Genomic DNA, 15,922 nt, shown 5'->3' with positions numbered 1-15,922 from the left:
CTATCGTTTTGCCTTATATCTGAGTACAGATGCATTGGAACGTAAAAGTATTCGATTAGCAGCTTCAGCAACTGAATCTACTGTAACTGCTCTAACTTTCTCTACTTCCTGGTTTACCAAATTCAAATCTCCGAGCATTTCCGCATAGGCTAGGTTCATAGCCCTATTAAGAAGCTCCATATCTGAGAAAACCATTGTCGACTCCGCCTTGTTTTTAACTTTCTCTAATTCCTGCTCATTAATATGGTTAGACTTGAAATCTTCTATCAAATCCCAGACTGCACGCTCAGCAGATTCGAGATCATAGCCTGCATTTACTTTTCCTTGAATGACCAAAAGCCCAGGGTCCAGTGAACCCATTACATATGCACTCAATGAATTAAAGATTTGCTTTTCCTCAACCAGCGATTGATAGAGACGACTCGACTTTCCACGACCAAGAATGTCACTCAGCAAGTCTTCAGCATGGTAAGTTTTTTCGTTTCTACCAGCCATATGGAAGGTCATGTACAAAGCATCTATAGGAACATTCTCTTCAACTTCGAGTAGCTGATACTCCTTCTGGTTAGGTTCAATTGCAATATTTCTCTCGATCTCCTTACCCCTAGGAATTGGAGCAAACCATTTTTCTGAGAGTGACTTAACTTGGTCTATTGTCACATCACCCCCCACTACCAACACGGCATTATTGGGTATGTAATATTTATTGAAGAAGGCTTTTACATCTTCCATAGTTGCCTCCTCAATGTGCTCAATCTTTTCTCCGATGGTTGGCCATTTATACGGATGCTGTTTGTAAGCTAGCGGCCGTAATTTCAACCAAACATCTCCATATGGTTGGTTTAGATAACGCTGCTTGAACTCCTCGATCACAACCGAACGCTGTACTTCTAAAACCTTTGGATCAAAAGACAAGCTCAGCATTCTGTCAGATTCCAACCAAAATGCCGTTTCTAAATTTACCGAAGGCAAAGTGATGTAATAGTTGGTAATGTCATTTGAGGTAAATGCATTATTGTCACCCCCTACAAACTGGAGCGGCTCATCAAATGAGGTCACATGCTTAGAGCCTCCGAACATTAAGTGCTCAAAGAGATGTGCAAAACCTGTTTTTTCTGGCTGCTCATCACGAGCCCCAACTTTATAAAGCAGATTAACTACTGCCATTGGCGAAGAATGATCCTCATGAACCACCACTTTCAAACCATTATTTAAAACAAAACTTTCGAATGCTATCATTGCTGGAAGGTGAGCGAAATTAAAAATATGATCTTTAATTTTAGCAATAGCGCCATTACTTTAATTTTGCCCTCTATACTCTAACCTATGAGATTTAAAAAAGCCGGTTATTCTAACCAGGAACTCCTCCACCTTTACGAGCAGATTTTAAGACCCCGAATGATCGAGGAAAAGATGCTCATCCTCCTTCGTCAGGGAAAAATCAGTAAATGGTTTTCTGGCATTGGACAAGAGGCCGTGTCAGTCGGAGCCGTTAATGCCATTGCACAGGATGAATTTATTCTACCGATGCACCGAAACCTTGGTGTTTTCACAGGCCGAGATGTTCCCTACAACAGGCTCTTTTCTCAGTTTCAAGGCAAGATGAGTGGGTTTACAAAAGGTAGAGATCGATCCTTTCACTTTGGCACAAAGGAACACCACATTGTCGGAATGATATCTCATCTCGGTCCGCAAATGGCCTTAGCCGATGGTATTGCTTTGGCGGACAAACTAAAAGAAGAAAGCAAAGCAACACTCGTATTCACAGGTGATGGGGCAAGTTCGGAAGGAGATTTTCATGAGGCCCTCAATGTTGCTGCCGTCTGGGACTTGCCGGTAATCTTTGTTATCGAAAATAACGGCTATGGCTTATCAACACCAAGCGAAGAACAATATCGATTTAAATACTTTGTAGACAAAGGCCCTGCTTATGGCATAAAAGCGGTTCAAGTCGATGGAAATAATATTCTGGAGGTACATAGAACTATAAAAGAACTTGCCGAAGAAATAAGGCAAAACCCTAAGCCGATCATTTTAGAGGCGATGACTTTCAGAATGCGGGGTCATGAAGAAGCCAGTGGCACTAAGTATGTTCCCAAGGAGCTAATGGAACATTGGGCAAAGAAAGACCCAGTCGAAAACTATGAGCAATACCTAATTAAGCAGGGGATTCTTGATGAATCTTCTATTCCCGAAATCAGAAAAAAGATCAAAGCGGACATCGAACAAGGTTTGGAAGCAGCCTATGCCGAGCCCCTACCAACGGTAGACCAAGAACAGGAATTTGCAGACTTGTTCGAACCATTCGAACAGCAAGTGATATCTCCAAAAACGGAGGCTAAATCTGAAAGAAGACTTGTGGATGCTATCTCCGATAGCTTAAGACAAAGCATGGAGAAGTATTCCAACCTAGTCATCATGGGGCAAGACATTGGTGACTATGGAGGTGTATTCAAAATTACCGAAGGCTTTGTCGATCAGTTCGGTAAAGATCGTGTGAGAAATACTCCCCTCTGCGAATCGGCTATCATTGGTACTGGCTTGGGCCTTTGTATCAATGGTTACAAGGCAGTGGTCGAAATGCAGTTCGCTGATTTTGTGACCTGTGGCTTTAATCAGATTGTAAATAACCTTGCAAAGGTTCACTATCGCTGGGGACAAAATGCGGATGTAGTAGTACGAATGCCTACAGGAGCTGGCGTGGGTGCTGGCCCTTTTCACTCTCAGTCTAATGAGGCTTGGTTTTTCCATACCCCGGGATTAAAAATCGTTTACCCATCGAATGCTCACGATGCCAAGGGTATGCTAAACGCAGCCATCGAAGACCCTAATCCATATTTATTCTTCGAGCATAAAGCACTTTACAGATCACACAGCCAAGAGATCCCTGTTGACTATTACACTACGCCAATTGGCCAGGCTGTTTTAACAGATTCAGGAGAAGATTTGACTATTGTGACTTATGGCATGGGTGTTCATTGGGCTAAAGAGGCTATTAATTCTTTGGAAGGCATATCAGCTGACATTTTAGATCTCAGAACACTATTACCTTGGGACAAGGAATCAGTTGAGTTGTCAGTAAAAAAGACAAACAAGGTTTTGGTATTACATGAAGACACCATGATTGGTGGAATTGGTGCTGAAATATCAGCTTGGATCAGTGAAAACTGCTTCGAATATCTGGATGCTCCAGTAATGCGCGAGGCCAGTCTCGACACTCCTGTTCCTTTCAGTAAGCCGCTAGAAGAAAACTTTTTACCTCAAAAAAGGCTTATAGAGAAACTGAAAAACTTAGCTGAATATTAATCGCATGTTCTGGAAAAAAAGCCAACCCGTAGAAGGAGTCAACTGGAATACACTGACTAGTGAAGACCAAATTCAAGAATTGATCGAAGAGAGTAAGGAAAAACCAGTGCTCATCTATAAGCACAGTACCCGATGTGGAATATCGAGCATGGTTTTAGATAGACTGGAAAGAACATGGACGAGTGAAGACAACCCCATCAAACCTTATATATTAGATCTTATTTCTTTCAGAAATGTATCGAATGCTGTGGCTCAAAGCTTTGAGGTCTATCATGAATCTCCACAAGTGATTTTGATAAAAGATGGCAAAGCGGTCTATGACGCTTCGCATATGCAGGTATCCTTTGATGCGTTGAAGCATCAAGCACGATAAAAAAGCTCCCCGATTTCTCAAGGAGCTTCAATTCTAATATACGACCGTCCAACAACCGTCAACCCAAATTCTGGTACCGTTGAACCTTTGATATCTGCCTGGAACCCAACGATGATTAGCTCTTCGAACAGTCCATCGACCATCTATCCAAACGTCTCTTCTATATCGAGGACTGTATCTCCAGTGACCCCCAACCCAAATATGTCTATTGCTAGGTCTATAATCTCTATTGACTACTATTCTTCTTCCTCTACGAAAATCATAGTCATAGAATCTGACGTTATTTCGTCCTACAGTTCGGGATGAACCATAATTTCTCCAGCCACGATCCCTTACAACCCTTCTATCAACTACCCTTGAGGTTCGCTCTGCCCTGTAACCTCTATCGTTTCTTTTAGACTTTTTACCTTCCCTTCTATTATTCAAGGTTTCTTCCTTACGAGGCTTTCTGTTATCTTGTCTGGTACGCTGTGCCAGCATATCAGTGGACAAACCAGTGAATAATAGTATCGCTATTGTTAGTAAAGCTCTTTTCATAACCTTGACATTTATGTTAAACATTCATTTCAAAGTCCGGACCATTTTAATAATGCATTGATTGTCTTTATTCCATTACCGTGCCAAAAATTAATGAACACTTGGCTTAGCAATATTCAGCCCCACTCAATTGTCAGGAATTTATTAACTTCAGGAATCGACCAAAACTTTACTATTGTGACTTTGTACCAAAAGAATCGGGGCTTATTCTTGACCCTTTTGCTTTGTTTCCTATCCTATACCACTTTTTCTCAGTCCAGATATAACGATTACTCCAGAGCCGAAAAGACGGCTACCTACAACGAGGATTTTGACGCACCTTCATCTTCTTGGGAAGGTTATGAGACGGGGCGTAGATCAGGAAAGATTGAGAATGGGCGATTTTTATTCAGTTCGTTAAATGATAAAACCCAAGTGAAGTACAGGGTAATCAGTCTGGATTGGACAGGCGATTGGGAAATAGAAATTGCGATAAACTGGATCAGCGGTAAAGAAACCAGTGCCATAGATTTAATATGGGACAAAGAATCAGGCAATAGCAACAAATACCATTTCGGCTTTACCGCAGGCCGAAAATATGTGCTTGCTGAATATAAGGATGATAAATACAATCATATTCTAAAATTCATTCCATCAGACCTGGTCAATAGGTCAAGCAGAAACATATTGACAGTAAGAAAAGTAAGGCAGACCTATTACTTCTTTGTTAATAAAACACTCATTAAAACACTCGCCTATAAGAAAGTGAAAGGTGACTTGGTAGGCTTCACCGTTCCACCCAATACGAGTATTTCGGTCGACTATTTTTATGCTTATCAGCTCAACAAGGAGCAGATTTCAAATACCATCACTAGTAGTGCTGTTTCTGCCAAAACTTACAATAGCTACAATGCAGGCGACATGACCAAGGTCTATCGAGAAGACTTCAGCCAGCCTAATACTAAATGGGAAGTCTACAGAAGTGGATCAAGAATGGGCAAAATTCATGACGGTGTCCTTGACTGGATATCAATGAATAACAGTGCACAAATGATTTGGCACACACTTGATGACATGAATTGGTCACGTGACTGGCAAATTGAAGCAAGGGTAAAATTTGTGACTGGCAAAGAAAATTCATCGAATGATCTTATATGGAATATTGCCGAGGATGGTAAAAACAAATATCATTTTGGGTTTACAGGGCAGGGTAAATACGTTTTCTCGAAAAAGGTAGGGTCAGAGTATCAAAGCATTGTCCCTTTTACTGCTTCCGACTTGGTTAATACTTCTCAGTTCAACAAAATTACCATCAGAAAACAAGGGACTAATTACTACTACTTTTTTAATGAGCGACTCTTGACTACCAAAAGCTACCACACGGTAACAAGTGACAAAGTGGGCTTTATGGTAGCACCTAACACTACCATACAAATCGATTACCTGGATGTTTCTTACCTGAAACCAAAAAGTTCTGTTACCACATCAACCAGTATCCCTTCTGGAAAGAACTATGTGGGCGTTATGACGAAGTACTCAGGTCTATCAACGCAGCGTTGGAAGACCCGAGACATTTTCCCTAAAGATGAAATCAAGAGTGATTGGGATGCCGGATATCATGTATCCGATTTGAGTTATGATAATGATAAATGGACCCTTATTATGTCAAAGGGCACTGGCTTTTCTACCCAAACATGGATAACTCGTAAAGAATGGCCAAAGGCCGATATCAAAGAAAAATGGGATGAAGGTTACCGCATCACCGAGACTAACTATGGCAATGGAGTTTGGGCCATTGTATTTTCCAAAGGAAGTTCTTTCGGTAGGCAACGCTGGGCTACCAAAGGCAGTGCTTTTCCAAGCGATAAGATCAAAGAATTCGGAGATGATGGCCTATGGATCACTGATCTTGCTTACGGAGTTGATAGATGGGTCTTAGTAAGCTCACAGGATTCCAATATCAGAGGTCAAAAGTGGTTTAAAAAGGCCCAATTTCCAGAATCAGAGATTAAGGAATACCAAGATATGGGCTATTCCATCACCCAACTTTCTCGTGAAAACAATTGGTGGGTATTGATAATGACTAAGTATGCAAGTAGTCGTCCGCAAGAGCTAATAAGCTCAAGTACATTTCCAAAAGAAGAAATTCGTGAGTACTGGGATAAGGGCTATTATTTGACGGATATTACTTATGCAGAAACCACCACAACTTCGACTTCAACTAGATCTACCACCGTTGAAAGCAAAGCCAATGCGAACATTTCAGAGCTAATTGTTGGTAAGTGGTATGGAGGAGTTCCGGATGAAAACGATAACGGATATTTCACCTTTGATTCCGACAAATTTGTGACCATGGTTAGCGGTGATGAAACAATTGGTGGCAGGAATTACGAAGTCGATGGCGTCACTCTAGATCTGAAATATGAAATAGACAATTCGAAAACACCTGCTAACATCGATCTCGTCTTCTACTCAGGTAGTACCGCATTTGGGCGATTAAAAGGATTAATCAAAATGCTGGATGATGACAGCTTCGAGATAGTCATGTCATCCGAACTAACGGACCCTAGACCATCTAGCTTGACTGAGGTTGGATCACAAAAAGTGGCGGTCTTTAAAAGAGTAAACTAGTAATTACTGTTTCGTCCAAATCTCCCTGATTGGATTGCCCGTGGAGCTAAGTCCGCTATGGTCCCATTTGTTACCATCTACTTTATAATCAAAGGATAGATCTGCTCCTACCCGGTCTGGGTTTCTTGAAAAGAACTCAATGTGCTCGTTATACTTTCCGTTTTCAAGGATGACCGTTCCTCCACCAGTACCAGAAAACTGCTTTGTCTCTGGATTGAAAGCAGCCCATTGAAATCGAGTACCAGTAATCATCTTGATTGTCTTCCTGGCCCCTAGACGCATCGCCTGCATTTCTCCATTCCTCATTCTATCGGTAATTCGCCATGCACCAGCTAAATCACCACTGCCATTGTCAGTGCGATTTAACTTCATTTCAAACGACTGTCCATCTGCTTCAAAATTCAAAGTGACCTGACTACCTCTTAAGCTGGCTGTAATTTCATAATTCACTCCAATATGATCAGGATTCCATGTGTCAAACTCCACATTTAAGGAGACTTTGTTGCCCGTTATTTCGATCATTCCGCCTTGGCTCCCAACGAAAGTCTTCTTTTCTACATCGAATTCGGTATAAAAAGCATAGGGCGCCTGAATGAGCATCGCTCCTCGATGTGCTAACTTTTCGCCATTTACAGATTCTATTTCCCAAGCCCCTTCAAGTGCATTGGCCAAAGTAGATTTACCTTCATTTAAGCCCATTAAGAGGCTTATTGATACGATAAGTAGAGTAGATAAAGTCTTCATAGTCTATGATTTATAAATCAAAATAGCTAAAACGAACGACAAACAGAATTGATTTTTGACCAAGGGCAAATCGGAGCGGTCAGGGTTAGACTAAATAATATCTGAAATTTAGTTCTATGTTTTTGCAATTATTTGAAATAGACCTATCTTTGCATCCCAATTTAGAAAGCGTAGAGTAAATGGCAAATCATAAGTCAGCATTAAAAAGAATCAGATCAAACGAAGCAAAGCGTTTGAGAAACAGATATCAGAACAAGACCACTCGTACTTTTATCAAAAGATTGAGAGGTACTTCTGACAAGAGCGAAGCTCAAGAGCTGTTGAAAAAAGTGATTAGCATGTTGGATAGACTTGCTAAGAAAAATATCATTCATAAAAACAAAGCGGCTAACAACAAGTCTAAATTGACTAAGTTGGTGAATAGCCTATAAGCTAATAGAAATTGAAAGGAACCGGATCACTATGTGATTCGGTTTTTTTATGTCTGTACTTTATTATTTTGCTTAATACTTTATATTTATTCATGCTAATTTTAAGTTATGAGTGAAAGACTAGGTATTCTGAGTTGGGCCGAAGAAGATCGACCTAGGGAAAAACTGCAACTAAAAGGAAAAGCTGTCCTTTCAGAAGCCGAGCTAATCGCCATTCTAATTGGTTCTGGCTCTAGAACCCACAGTGCGGTAGAGCTTGCAAAACAGATCCTATCATCTGTGAACAATGACCTCAACCAGCTTGCGAAACTAAGCCTACAAGACCTTACAAAATTTAGTGGTATTGGAGATGCGAAGGCCATTTCAATTGTCAGCGCCCTCGAATTGGGCAGAAGACGAAAAGATGCTACAATTCAAACAAGACCGCAAATCAGAAGCTCATTAGACGCCTATCGCTTAATGAAACCCGAACTAATGGATCAACCCACCGAGCAGTTCTGGATCATTATGGTAAGTCGAAGCAATAGAGTAATTCAGAAAAAACCGATCAGCCTGGGAGGTATTTCTGGCACTTTGGTAGACCCCAAAGTTATCTTTAAGATGGCCTTGGAGAGTTTGGCCAGTGGAATCATCCTCATTCATAATCACCCTAGTGGTAACAAAAAGCCAAGTACGGCAGATATTCGACTGACAGAAAAGGTAAAAAAGGCGGGCCAATTGCTTGAAATTCCAGTACTGGATCATATTATTTTCACTGATGATGGTTTCCTAAGTTTTGCTGATGAAAACATGATGTAGATCTTATATGATTCAGAATTGAGATACAAACATTAATATTTCATTTTCAGGCTGTTCAAGTATAAATTCGCAATGCATTTGTAAACGCGTTGAACCAAGCCAGATGAAGCGAAACACGATTTTCAGTTTACTGGTAGTGGCAATAGTTGCCGTTACTATCCTCAATTTTCTGACTGTCGGAGAATCTTCAGAAGACTATAGAGAGAGACTTGAAACTGAGCGAAAAGATAAGAACAGCTTTATGCTTTCTTCAACCTCTCCTCTAACCGATGAAGATAAAGGTGACTTCACAGGCCTCAATTACTATCCCATCAATGAAGACTTCAAAGTAACGGCCAAGCTCACCATGATTGACAAAAAACAGCCCATTTTCATCGAATCTACCACCGGAGAGCAGCTTAAATATATTCCGTTTGCCTATGCAGACTTTCAACTCAATGATGTACAGCAGCGGGTAATCCTTTACCAAGACTGGGAAGAAAAAGACCCAAATAAGCTTTCATTAATGTTCGCGGATGACACTAGCGCACGAGAAACCTATGGCGGTGGGCGCTATGTCGAAGTCCAATATCGCAATACCAATGCCGTGACCATTGACTTTAATAATGCCTACAACCCCTACTGCCATTTCAATGCAGAATTCAGCTGCCCAATCCCTCCCAGAGAAAACATGCTGGCCGTAGCGATCGAAGCAGGTGAAAAGCTTTATAAAGTTGACTAAAGGATCAAATCGAAAGGCTAAATCCTTAATTTTGCCTTTCTTTTAATACGAGCAATTCAATATTCATGAAGATTTCTCTCAATTGGCTAAAGCAATACATTGACCTTCCCGAATCACCTCAGGAAATTAGTGACCAACTGACCCATTCAGGCCTAGAAGTAGAAGGTCTGGAAGAAGTAGAAAGCATTAAAGGTGGACTCAAAGGTTTAGTGATTGGTGAAGTATTGACTTGTACAAAACATCCCAATGCAGATAAACTAAGCGTTACTACCGTGGATATTGGGACAGACACACCTTCACCGATTGTGTGTGGAGCTCCAAATGTTACCGCAGGTCAAAAAGTGGTCGTAGCGACAGTCAATAGCATGCTATACCCCTCTTCTGGCGAACCGTTCAAGATTAAGAAAGCAAAAATTAGAGGTGAAGTATCTGAGGGCATGATTTGTGCCGAAGATGAAATAGGCCTGGGAGCCAGTCATGACGGCATCATGGTGCTAGATACTAACTTGCCAAATGGAACTTCAGCCGCTGACTACTTCAACCTTGAATCTGACTACGTATACGAAATTGGCCTTACGCCAAACCGTGCTGATGCCGCTTCTCACCTGGGTACCGCCAGAGACCTTAAGGCCTTATTTAACCGTGAGATTACCATGCCTTCGGTTGAAGATTTCAAGGTTGACAATACCTCAAAACCTATAGATGTCATTGTCGAAAATGCTGAGGCGTGCCCGAGATATTCCGCACTAACCATTTCTGGTGTTAAAGTTCAAGAATCTCCTGAATGGCTCAAGACGAAATTGAATGCTATTGGCATCAACCCGACTAACAATGTAGTCGATATCACCAATTATGTATTGCATAGTCTGGGTCAGCCTATGCATGCCTTTGATGCGGCAGCAATCGGCAGCAATCAGGTGGTAGTAAAAACACTCCCGGCAGGCACCAAATTCACCAGCCTAGACGAAAAAGAAAGAACACTTTCAGAAAAAGACCTGATGATCTGTAATGAAAACGAAGGCATGTGTATCGCTGGAGTTTTTGGAGGAATCAAATCTGGCGTTACCGAAAAGACCACCGATGTATTTTTGGAAAGCGCCTATTTCTCTCCGGATTACATCAGAAAGACTGCCCAAACGCATCAGCTGAAAACGGATGCAAGTTTTAGATATGAAAGAGGAACAGATCCGAATATTACAGTATATGCTTTAAAGTATGCTGCACTTCTAATAAAGGAAATTGCCGGTGGTCAAATAAGTTCAGAGATCATTGACATCTATCCTGAGCCTATCAATGACTTTGAAGTGCCTGTCTCTTTCAAAGGCATCAATCGGCTTATTGGTAAGACGCTTACCAACGAAGAAATCAAGAATATCTTAGCCAGCCTAGACATCAGCATTTCTGCAGAAACCACCGATGGTTTCACGGCCATCGTACCTCCTTATAGGGTAGATGTTCAAAGGGAAGCAGATATTGTAGAAGAAGTTTTAAGGATTTATGGCTATAACAACATTGAACTAAAAGATACATTAAGCAGCACCTTCCTTTCTGAGTTTCCACAAAGAGATGCTGATGCCATTCAATTAGAAATATCTAGATTAATGGCAGGTGCCGGATACAATGAAATTGTCACCAATTCTTTGACCAAGCACACTTATACAGAAGCGACAGAAAGCCTTGATGACGAACAAAATGTCCACATTCTCAACTTTTTAAGTGAGGATCTGAACGTAATGCGTCAAAGTCTTTTGTTTAATGGACTGGAAGTAATCGAAAGAAACATAAAACGAAGACAGACCAACCTTCAACTTTTTGAATTCGGAAGAACCTACCACAAGGTCAATGAGAAGTATAAGGAAAAGGAACGATTGACTTTGTTTGTTACGGGTGAAAACCTTGATGAGAACTGGCTTGAAAAGAAGAGATCGGTTCATTACTTCGACCTCAAAAAGACCATTAGTCAACTATTGAACAAGTTTGGTATTGACAACTACGAAACGGCAGAAACCGACAGCGATCTGTTTGCTTACGGCCTTACAGTTTCTACCCGCAAGAAACCATTGTTATCTATGGGCAAGGTCAATACTAAGCTGACCAAGCAGTGTGATGTTAAGCAAGAAGTATTCATGGCTGACATTGATTGGGACTTCCTTAAGTCATTGTATCCGCTGGGAGTCGACTTCAAGCCTATCTCGAAGTTCCCAGAAGTTAAAAGAGACTTATCATTAGTTGTTGACAAAGCGATAAATTTTGACCAGATTAGGAAACTTGCCTTAAAACTCGAAAGACAACTCATTACAAGAACGAGTGTTTTTGACGTTTATGAAGGCGATAAAATTGGTGAGAATCAAAAAGCTTATGCAATAAGCTTCTTTTTACAAGACCAAGAAAAGACCTTGAATGACAAAGTCATTGATAAAACGATGAGCCGCCTCATGCAAGGATTTGAAAGAGAACTAGGTGCAATAATTAGAAAATAATGGCCACTGAATCAATTGACCAAAAGCTTAATCAGCTTGAGAACAATCTCAAGTCACTGATTAATTCACAACAAAAAGAGAGAGAAGCTAAGGATCAATTGCAACAGAAAAATAGTCAGCTTCAAGCCGAAGTTGAGCATTTGAAGGCACAGTTATCTGATTTTCAAAATCAGGATAAAATCGCTAAAATTGTATCAAGCACTACAGTAGAGAAGGAAGAATCTGCTGAGTTGAAACTGAAGTTAAACGAGTACATTAAAGAGATAGACAGATGCATTTCGCATCTGAGCTAAGCCACATAAATAGATGGATCTTCTATCAGTAAGATTAAAAATAGGAGACCGTGAGTACCCCATGAAGGTGAAACCGGACGAAGAAGAACGGGTACGTACTGCTGGTAAATACATCAATGATCAATTAAAATCTTACCGAGAAAAGTTCGGTATTGACGATAAAGAGGATTTGTTAGCCATGGTCGCATTTGACTGTATGGTTGCCAAATTGAAAACTGAAGAGTCCTCGGGTGCAATCGATAGCACCGCAGAAGACAAGATTCAATCGCTAAATCAAATGATCAAAGACGCCATCTCTTAGGCTCAATTTCAACTCTACATTTCTTCTCCTGTATAGACTATAAATACCTATGGGAGATACACTTACAATAGTACTAATAGCCATTGGAGCATTGGCTATCGGGCTTTTTCTGGGACGTGTTGCTTTGCAAAAAGCCAACAAGAAGGCCGTTTCAGAAATAGAGGAGAAAAGTAAATTATTGATCAAAGAGGCTCAGATAACGGCTGAAAGCATCAAAAAAGACAAAATACTCGAAGCGCGCGAAAAGTACCTTAAGATAAAGGCCGACTTCGAAGAAGAAGCCAATCGCAAGAAAAATCAAATCATCACTAACGAGAATAAGTTAAAGCAGCGAGAGTCCAAAATATCAAGCCTGCAAGAAAACATCAGCCGAAAAGAGGCTGAACTCGATAGCATGAAAGAGAATGTCGAGGCTCAGTTAGAAATTGTCAAGAAGCGCAAGGAAGAGTTAGAAAGTAAAGTAGAGGCTAAAGTAAAAGCCTTAGAAAAGGTGGCTAACCTTTCTGCTGATGATGCACGAGAACAATTGATCGAGACGCTGAAAGACGAGGCTGAATCAAAGGCTTCCGCACTCGTTAAAGATATAATTGATGAAGCGAAACTCTCTGGTGCAAAAGAGGCTAAGAAGATCGTTATCGAGTCTATTCAAAGAACAGCTACTGAGCATGCCATTGAAAACTGTGTTTCTATTTTCAATATTGAAAGTGATGATATCAAAGGTAAAATCATTGGCCGAGAAGGAAGAAACATTCGAGCTCTGGAAGCAGCAACTGGTGTAGAGATCATTGTTGATGATACTCCAGAAGCGATCATCATCTCTGGCTTTGACCCAGTAAGACGTGAAATTGCAAGACTATCCTTACATAGGCTAGTAACTGATGGCAGAATACACCCTGCACGTATTGAGGAGGTTGTGGCTAAGACCACAAAAAACATTGAAGAAGAGATCTCAGAAATTGGTGAGAGAACTGTCATAGACCTTGGCATTCATGGCCTCCACCCAGAATTGATTAAAATGGTCGGTCGCATGCGATTTAGATCATCGTATGGGCAAAACCTTTTACAGCACTCTAGAGAGGTAGCCAACCTCTGCGCTACAATGGCCTCAGAATTAGGATTGAATACTAAGCGCGCCAAGCGTGCTGGACTATTACATGACATTGGCAAAGTATGGCCAGAAGAACCTGAATTGCCACACGCAATTTTAGGAATGGAGCTAGCCAAAAAGTACAAAGAGCATCCCGAAGTGTGTAATGCCATTGGCGCCCACCATGATGAGGTAGAAATGACATCGATGATTTCTCCTTTGGTACAAGCCTGTGATGCAATCTCTGGTGCTAGACCTGGGGCCAGAAGAGAGGTAATGGAGTCATACATCAAACGCCTTAAAGACTTGGAAGCACTTGCTCTCGGTTTTGACGGTGTTAATAAATGCTATGCTATTCAAGCAGGTCGAGAATTGAGGGTAATGGTAGATGCGGAATCAGTGACCGATACATTGGCTGGCCAGTTGTCATTTGATATCTCTCAGAAGATCGAAAAAGAGATGCAGTACCCAGGTCAAATTAAAGTAACTGTAATACGCGAGATGCGTGCAGTTAACTACGCGAAATAGACGTTTCTAAAACTTAGGAGACTAAAAGTCGAATAGAGTGATCGCTCTATTCGACTTTTTTTATGCGGCCATTCAAGGGTCAAATTAAAAATACCCAAAACTAGGTATTGTCCTGCCTCATTGAAAACATCAACTTTGATATAGTCAGTAAAGATTCAATAGTAGTCTGATTTAGTTGAGTCTCTTGGATTCGGGGTCACGGAAGGTGACCCCTCCTCTTACACAATGGCCAATCGAACACACACGCACTTGTTTAATTGAATAATCAACCAAAACCATGTAATCATGAACATTTTAGCCAAGGCTGTTCAACAGGTATCTAAGCAATTCGAATTATTGCTCTTGTTGGTGGTCATAAGTTTGATCTTATTATTCTAAGTGCATAAAAAAAAGCCTTCCGACTAATCGGAAGGCTTTTTCATAAATTCTTTTTCTATTAACCTTTCAAGACTTTTGCCATTGTTTCACCAATATCAGCAGGTGATTTGGCAACGTGAATGCCACAAGCTTCCATAATTCTCATTTTAGCTTCTGCAGTATCTTCTGCTCCACCGATAATCGCACCGGCATGTCCCATTCTTCTACCTGGAGGTGCTGTCTGACCAGCGATGAATCCAACCACTGGTTTCTTGTTACCCGTGCTCTGAATGTACTCAGCTGCTAGAGCTTCATAATTACCACCAATCTCACCTATCATCACTATTGCATCAGTCTCTGGATCTTCCATCAACATTTCAACCGCATTCTTAGTAGGTGTTCCAATGATTGGGTCACCACCAATACCAATAGCAGTAGAAATACCCAATCCAGCTTTAGCCAATTGATCAGCTGCTTCGTAAGTCAAGGTACCTGACTTAGAAACCAAGCCTACTCTTCCTTTCTTGAAAACAAAACCTGGCATAATACCCACTTTCGCTTCGCCAGGGGTGATAACTCCAGGGCAGTTAGGTCCAACAAGCGTAACGTCTTTTCCTTGGATGTATTCCTTGGCGTAAACCATATCCTTTACAGGAATACCTTCTGTAATAGCGATGATAACTTTAATGCCAGCATCCGCAGCTTCCATAATAGCATCTGCAGCAAAAGCAGGAGGCACAAAGATTATCGATACATTGGCACCTGTGTCAGTTACAGCGTCTTCAACAGTGTTGAAAACAGGCTTTTCTAAGTGAGTTTGACCACCTTTTCCTGGAGTCACTCCACCAACTACATTGGTACCATATTCAATCATTTGACCTGCGTGAAATGTACCTTCAGAACCTGTAAATCCTTGTACAATCACTTTCGAATCATTATTCACTAAAACGCTCATCGCAGTGGGTTTAATTTTGACGCAAAAATAGAATATAATATGGCTTGACCAAAGAGAATATCTCTCAAGAAACTCCCTTTAATCTGGAAGATGCACCCATAAAATGGGTCGTATTCCGTTTAACGCTTTTTAACTAAAAAAAGGAGCAACTTATTGAAACTATTTGAAGCAAGCCAGCGTCTATATTGCAGAAGTTAATTCTAAAATTGATAGGTAAGTGAAGCGAGATCAGAATTAAATTCTATGAGAGAGCGATTTAAACATAGTTAGTTAGTTTTTAGTATTTTAAGGTTGAAGATGAGAGGGCCCCGATATATCGGGGCTCTTTCTATTTATTTCCAACTCAGATTCTTCAAGTATTTGTTAACTATTATTGAGCCTAGTCATTTCTCCTCCGACTT

The 15,922-nt window shown here is 40.9% G+C and carries 14 protein-coding genes; 10 read left to right on the top strand and 4 right to left on the bottom strand.

Annotated features, from left to right (window positions below):
- A complete protein-coding gene (locus tag J4E76_RS12140) occupies positions 1 to 1,239 on the bottom strand; it encodes a pitrilysin family protein (protein WP_208504530.1) in 1,239 nt (412 codons plus the stop codon).
- 87 nt (positions 1,240 to 1,326) lie between these two features.
- On the opposite strand from J4E76_RS12140, the gene J4E76_RS12135 reads away from it, so the two are divergent.
- Positions 1,327 to 3,306: a thiamine pyrophosphate-dependent enzyme gene (locus J4E76_RS12135; protein ID WP_208504528.1), complete on the top strand. Its 1,980-nt coding sequence runs from the start codon at positions 1,327 to 1,329 to the stop codon at positions 3,304 to 3,306.
- A gap of 4 nt (positions 3,307 to 3,310) precedes the next feature.
- Positions 3,311 to 3,679: a bacillithiol system redox-active protein YtxJ gene (gene ytxJ / locus J4E76_RS12130; RefSeq protein WP_208504526.1), complete on the top strand. Its 369-nt coding sequence runs from the start codon at positions 3,311 to 3,313 to the stop codon at positions 3,677 to 3,679.
- Between the two features lie 33 nt (positions 3,680 to 3,712).
- Here ytxJ and J4E76_RS12125 read toward each other — a convergent pair whose 3' ends face one another.
- Positions 3,713 to 4,216, bottom strand: coding sequence for a hypothetical protein (locus J4E76_RS12125; RefSeq protein ID WP_208504524.1), 504 nt, complete (start codon positions 4,214 to 4,216; stop codon positions 3,713 to 3,715).
- A gap of 177 nt (positions 4,217 to 4,393) precedes the next feature.
- Here J4E76_RS12125 and J4E76_RS12120 point away from each other — a divergent pair, with 177 nt between their 5' ends.
- Positions 4,394 to 6,826 carry a hypothetical protein gene (locus tag J4E76_RS12120; RefSeq protein WP_208504523.1) on the top strand — a complete coding sequence of 811 codons (2,433 nt, stop codon included), beginning with the start codon at positions 4,394 to 4,396 and terminating at the stop codon, positions 6,824 to 6,826.
- A gap of 3 nt (positions 6,827 to 6,829) precedes the next feature.
- On the opposite strand, the gene J4E76_RS12115 is transcribed toward J4E76_RS12120, so the two are convergent.
- The gene (locus tag J4E76_RS12115; protein ID WP_208504521.1) at positions 6,830 to 7,570 is read right to left on the bottom strand and encodes a membrane or secreted protein; all 741 of its coding nucleotides are present in this window, start codon (positions 7,568 to 7,570) and stop codon (positions 6,830 to 6,832) included.
- Positions 7,571 to 7,749: 179 nt separating this feature from the next.
- Between J4E76_RS12115 and rpsT the strand changes: the two genes are divergently transcribed.
- The 7 genes from rpsT (at position 7,750) to rny (ending at position 14,209) form a co-directional block, all read left to right on the top strand.
- A complete protein-coding gene (gene rpsT, locus J4E76_RS12110) occupies positions 7,750 to 8,001 on the top strand; it encodes a 30S ribosomal protein S20 (RefSeq protein WP_208504519.1) in 252 nt (83 codons plus the stop codon).
- Positions 8,002 to 8,109: 108 nt separating this feature from the next.
- Entirely contained in the window at positions 8,110 to 8,799 is a 690-nt protein-coding gene (gene radC, locus J4E76_RS12105; protein ID WP_208504517.1) for a DNA repair protein RadC, read from the top strand.
- Between the two features lie 103 nt (positions 8,800 to 8,902).
- Positions 8,903 to 9,520, top strand: a complete 618-nt coding sequence (locus J4E76_RS12100) for a DUF1684 domain-containing protein (RefSeq protein WP_208504515.1) — start codon at positions 8,903 to 8,905, stop codon at positions 9,518 to 9,520.
- A 65-nt stretch (positions 9,521 to 9,585) separates the two neighbouring features.
- Positions 9,586 to 12,000: a phenylalanine--tRNA ligase subunit beta gene (gene pheT, locus J4E76_RS12095; protein WP_208504512.1), complete on the top strand. Its 2,415-nt coding sequence runs from the start codon at positions 9,586 to 9,588 to the stop codon at positions 11,998 to 12,000.
- Complete coding sequence (locus J4E76_RS12090; protein WP_208504510.1) at positions 12,000 to 12,293, top strand: hypothetical protein; 294 nt, start codon at positions 12,000 to 12,002, stop codon at positions 12,291 to 12,293. The genes pheT and J4E76_RS12090 overlap by 1 nt, the downstream gene beginning before the upstream one ends.
- Before the next feature lie 13 nt (positions 12,294 to 12,306).
- A complete protein-coding gene (locus J4E76_RS12085; RefSeq protein WP_208504508.1) occupies positions 12,307 to 12,594 on the top strand; it encodes a cell division protein ZapA in 288 nt (95 codons plus the stop codon).
- Positions 12,595 to 12,643: 49 nt separating this feature from the next.
- Positions 12,644 to 14,209 (top strand): ribonuclease Y, encoded by a 1,566-nt coding sequence (gene rny, locus J4E76_RS12080; RefSeq protein ID WP_208504506.1) that lies wholly within the window; start codon positions 12,644 to 12,646, stop codon positions 14,207 to 14,209.
- A gap of 436 nt (positions 14,210 to 14,645) precedes the next feature.
- Here the strand turns inward: rny and sucD are convergent, their stop codons facing one another.
- Positions 14,646 to 15,521: a succinate--CoA ligase subunit alpha gene (gene sucD / locus J4E76_RS12075; protein ID WP_208504504.1), complete on the bottom strand. Its 876-nt coding sequence runs from the start codon at positions 15,519 to 15,521 to the stop codon at positions 14,646 to 14,648.
- Positions 15,522 to 15,922: the final 401 nt, after the last annotated feature.

Origin of the sequence: Roseivirga sp. E12 (genome assembly GCF_017592825.1) — a bacterium.
In the GTDB taxonomy this organism is placed as follows: Bacteria; Bacteroidota; Bacteroidia; order Cytophagales; family Cyclobacteriaceae; genus Roseivirga.
This window is presented reverse-complemented; position numbering and strand designations above follow the sequence as displayed.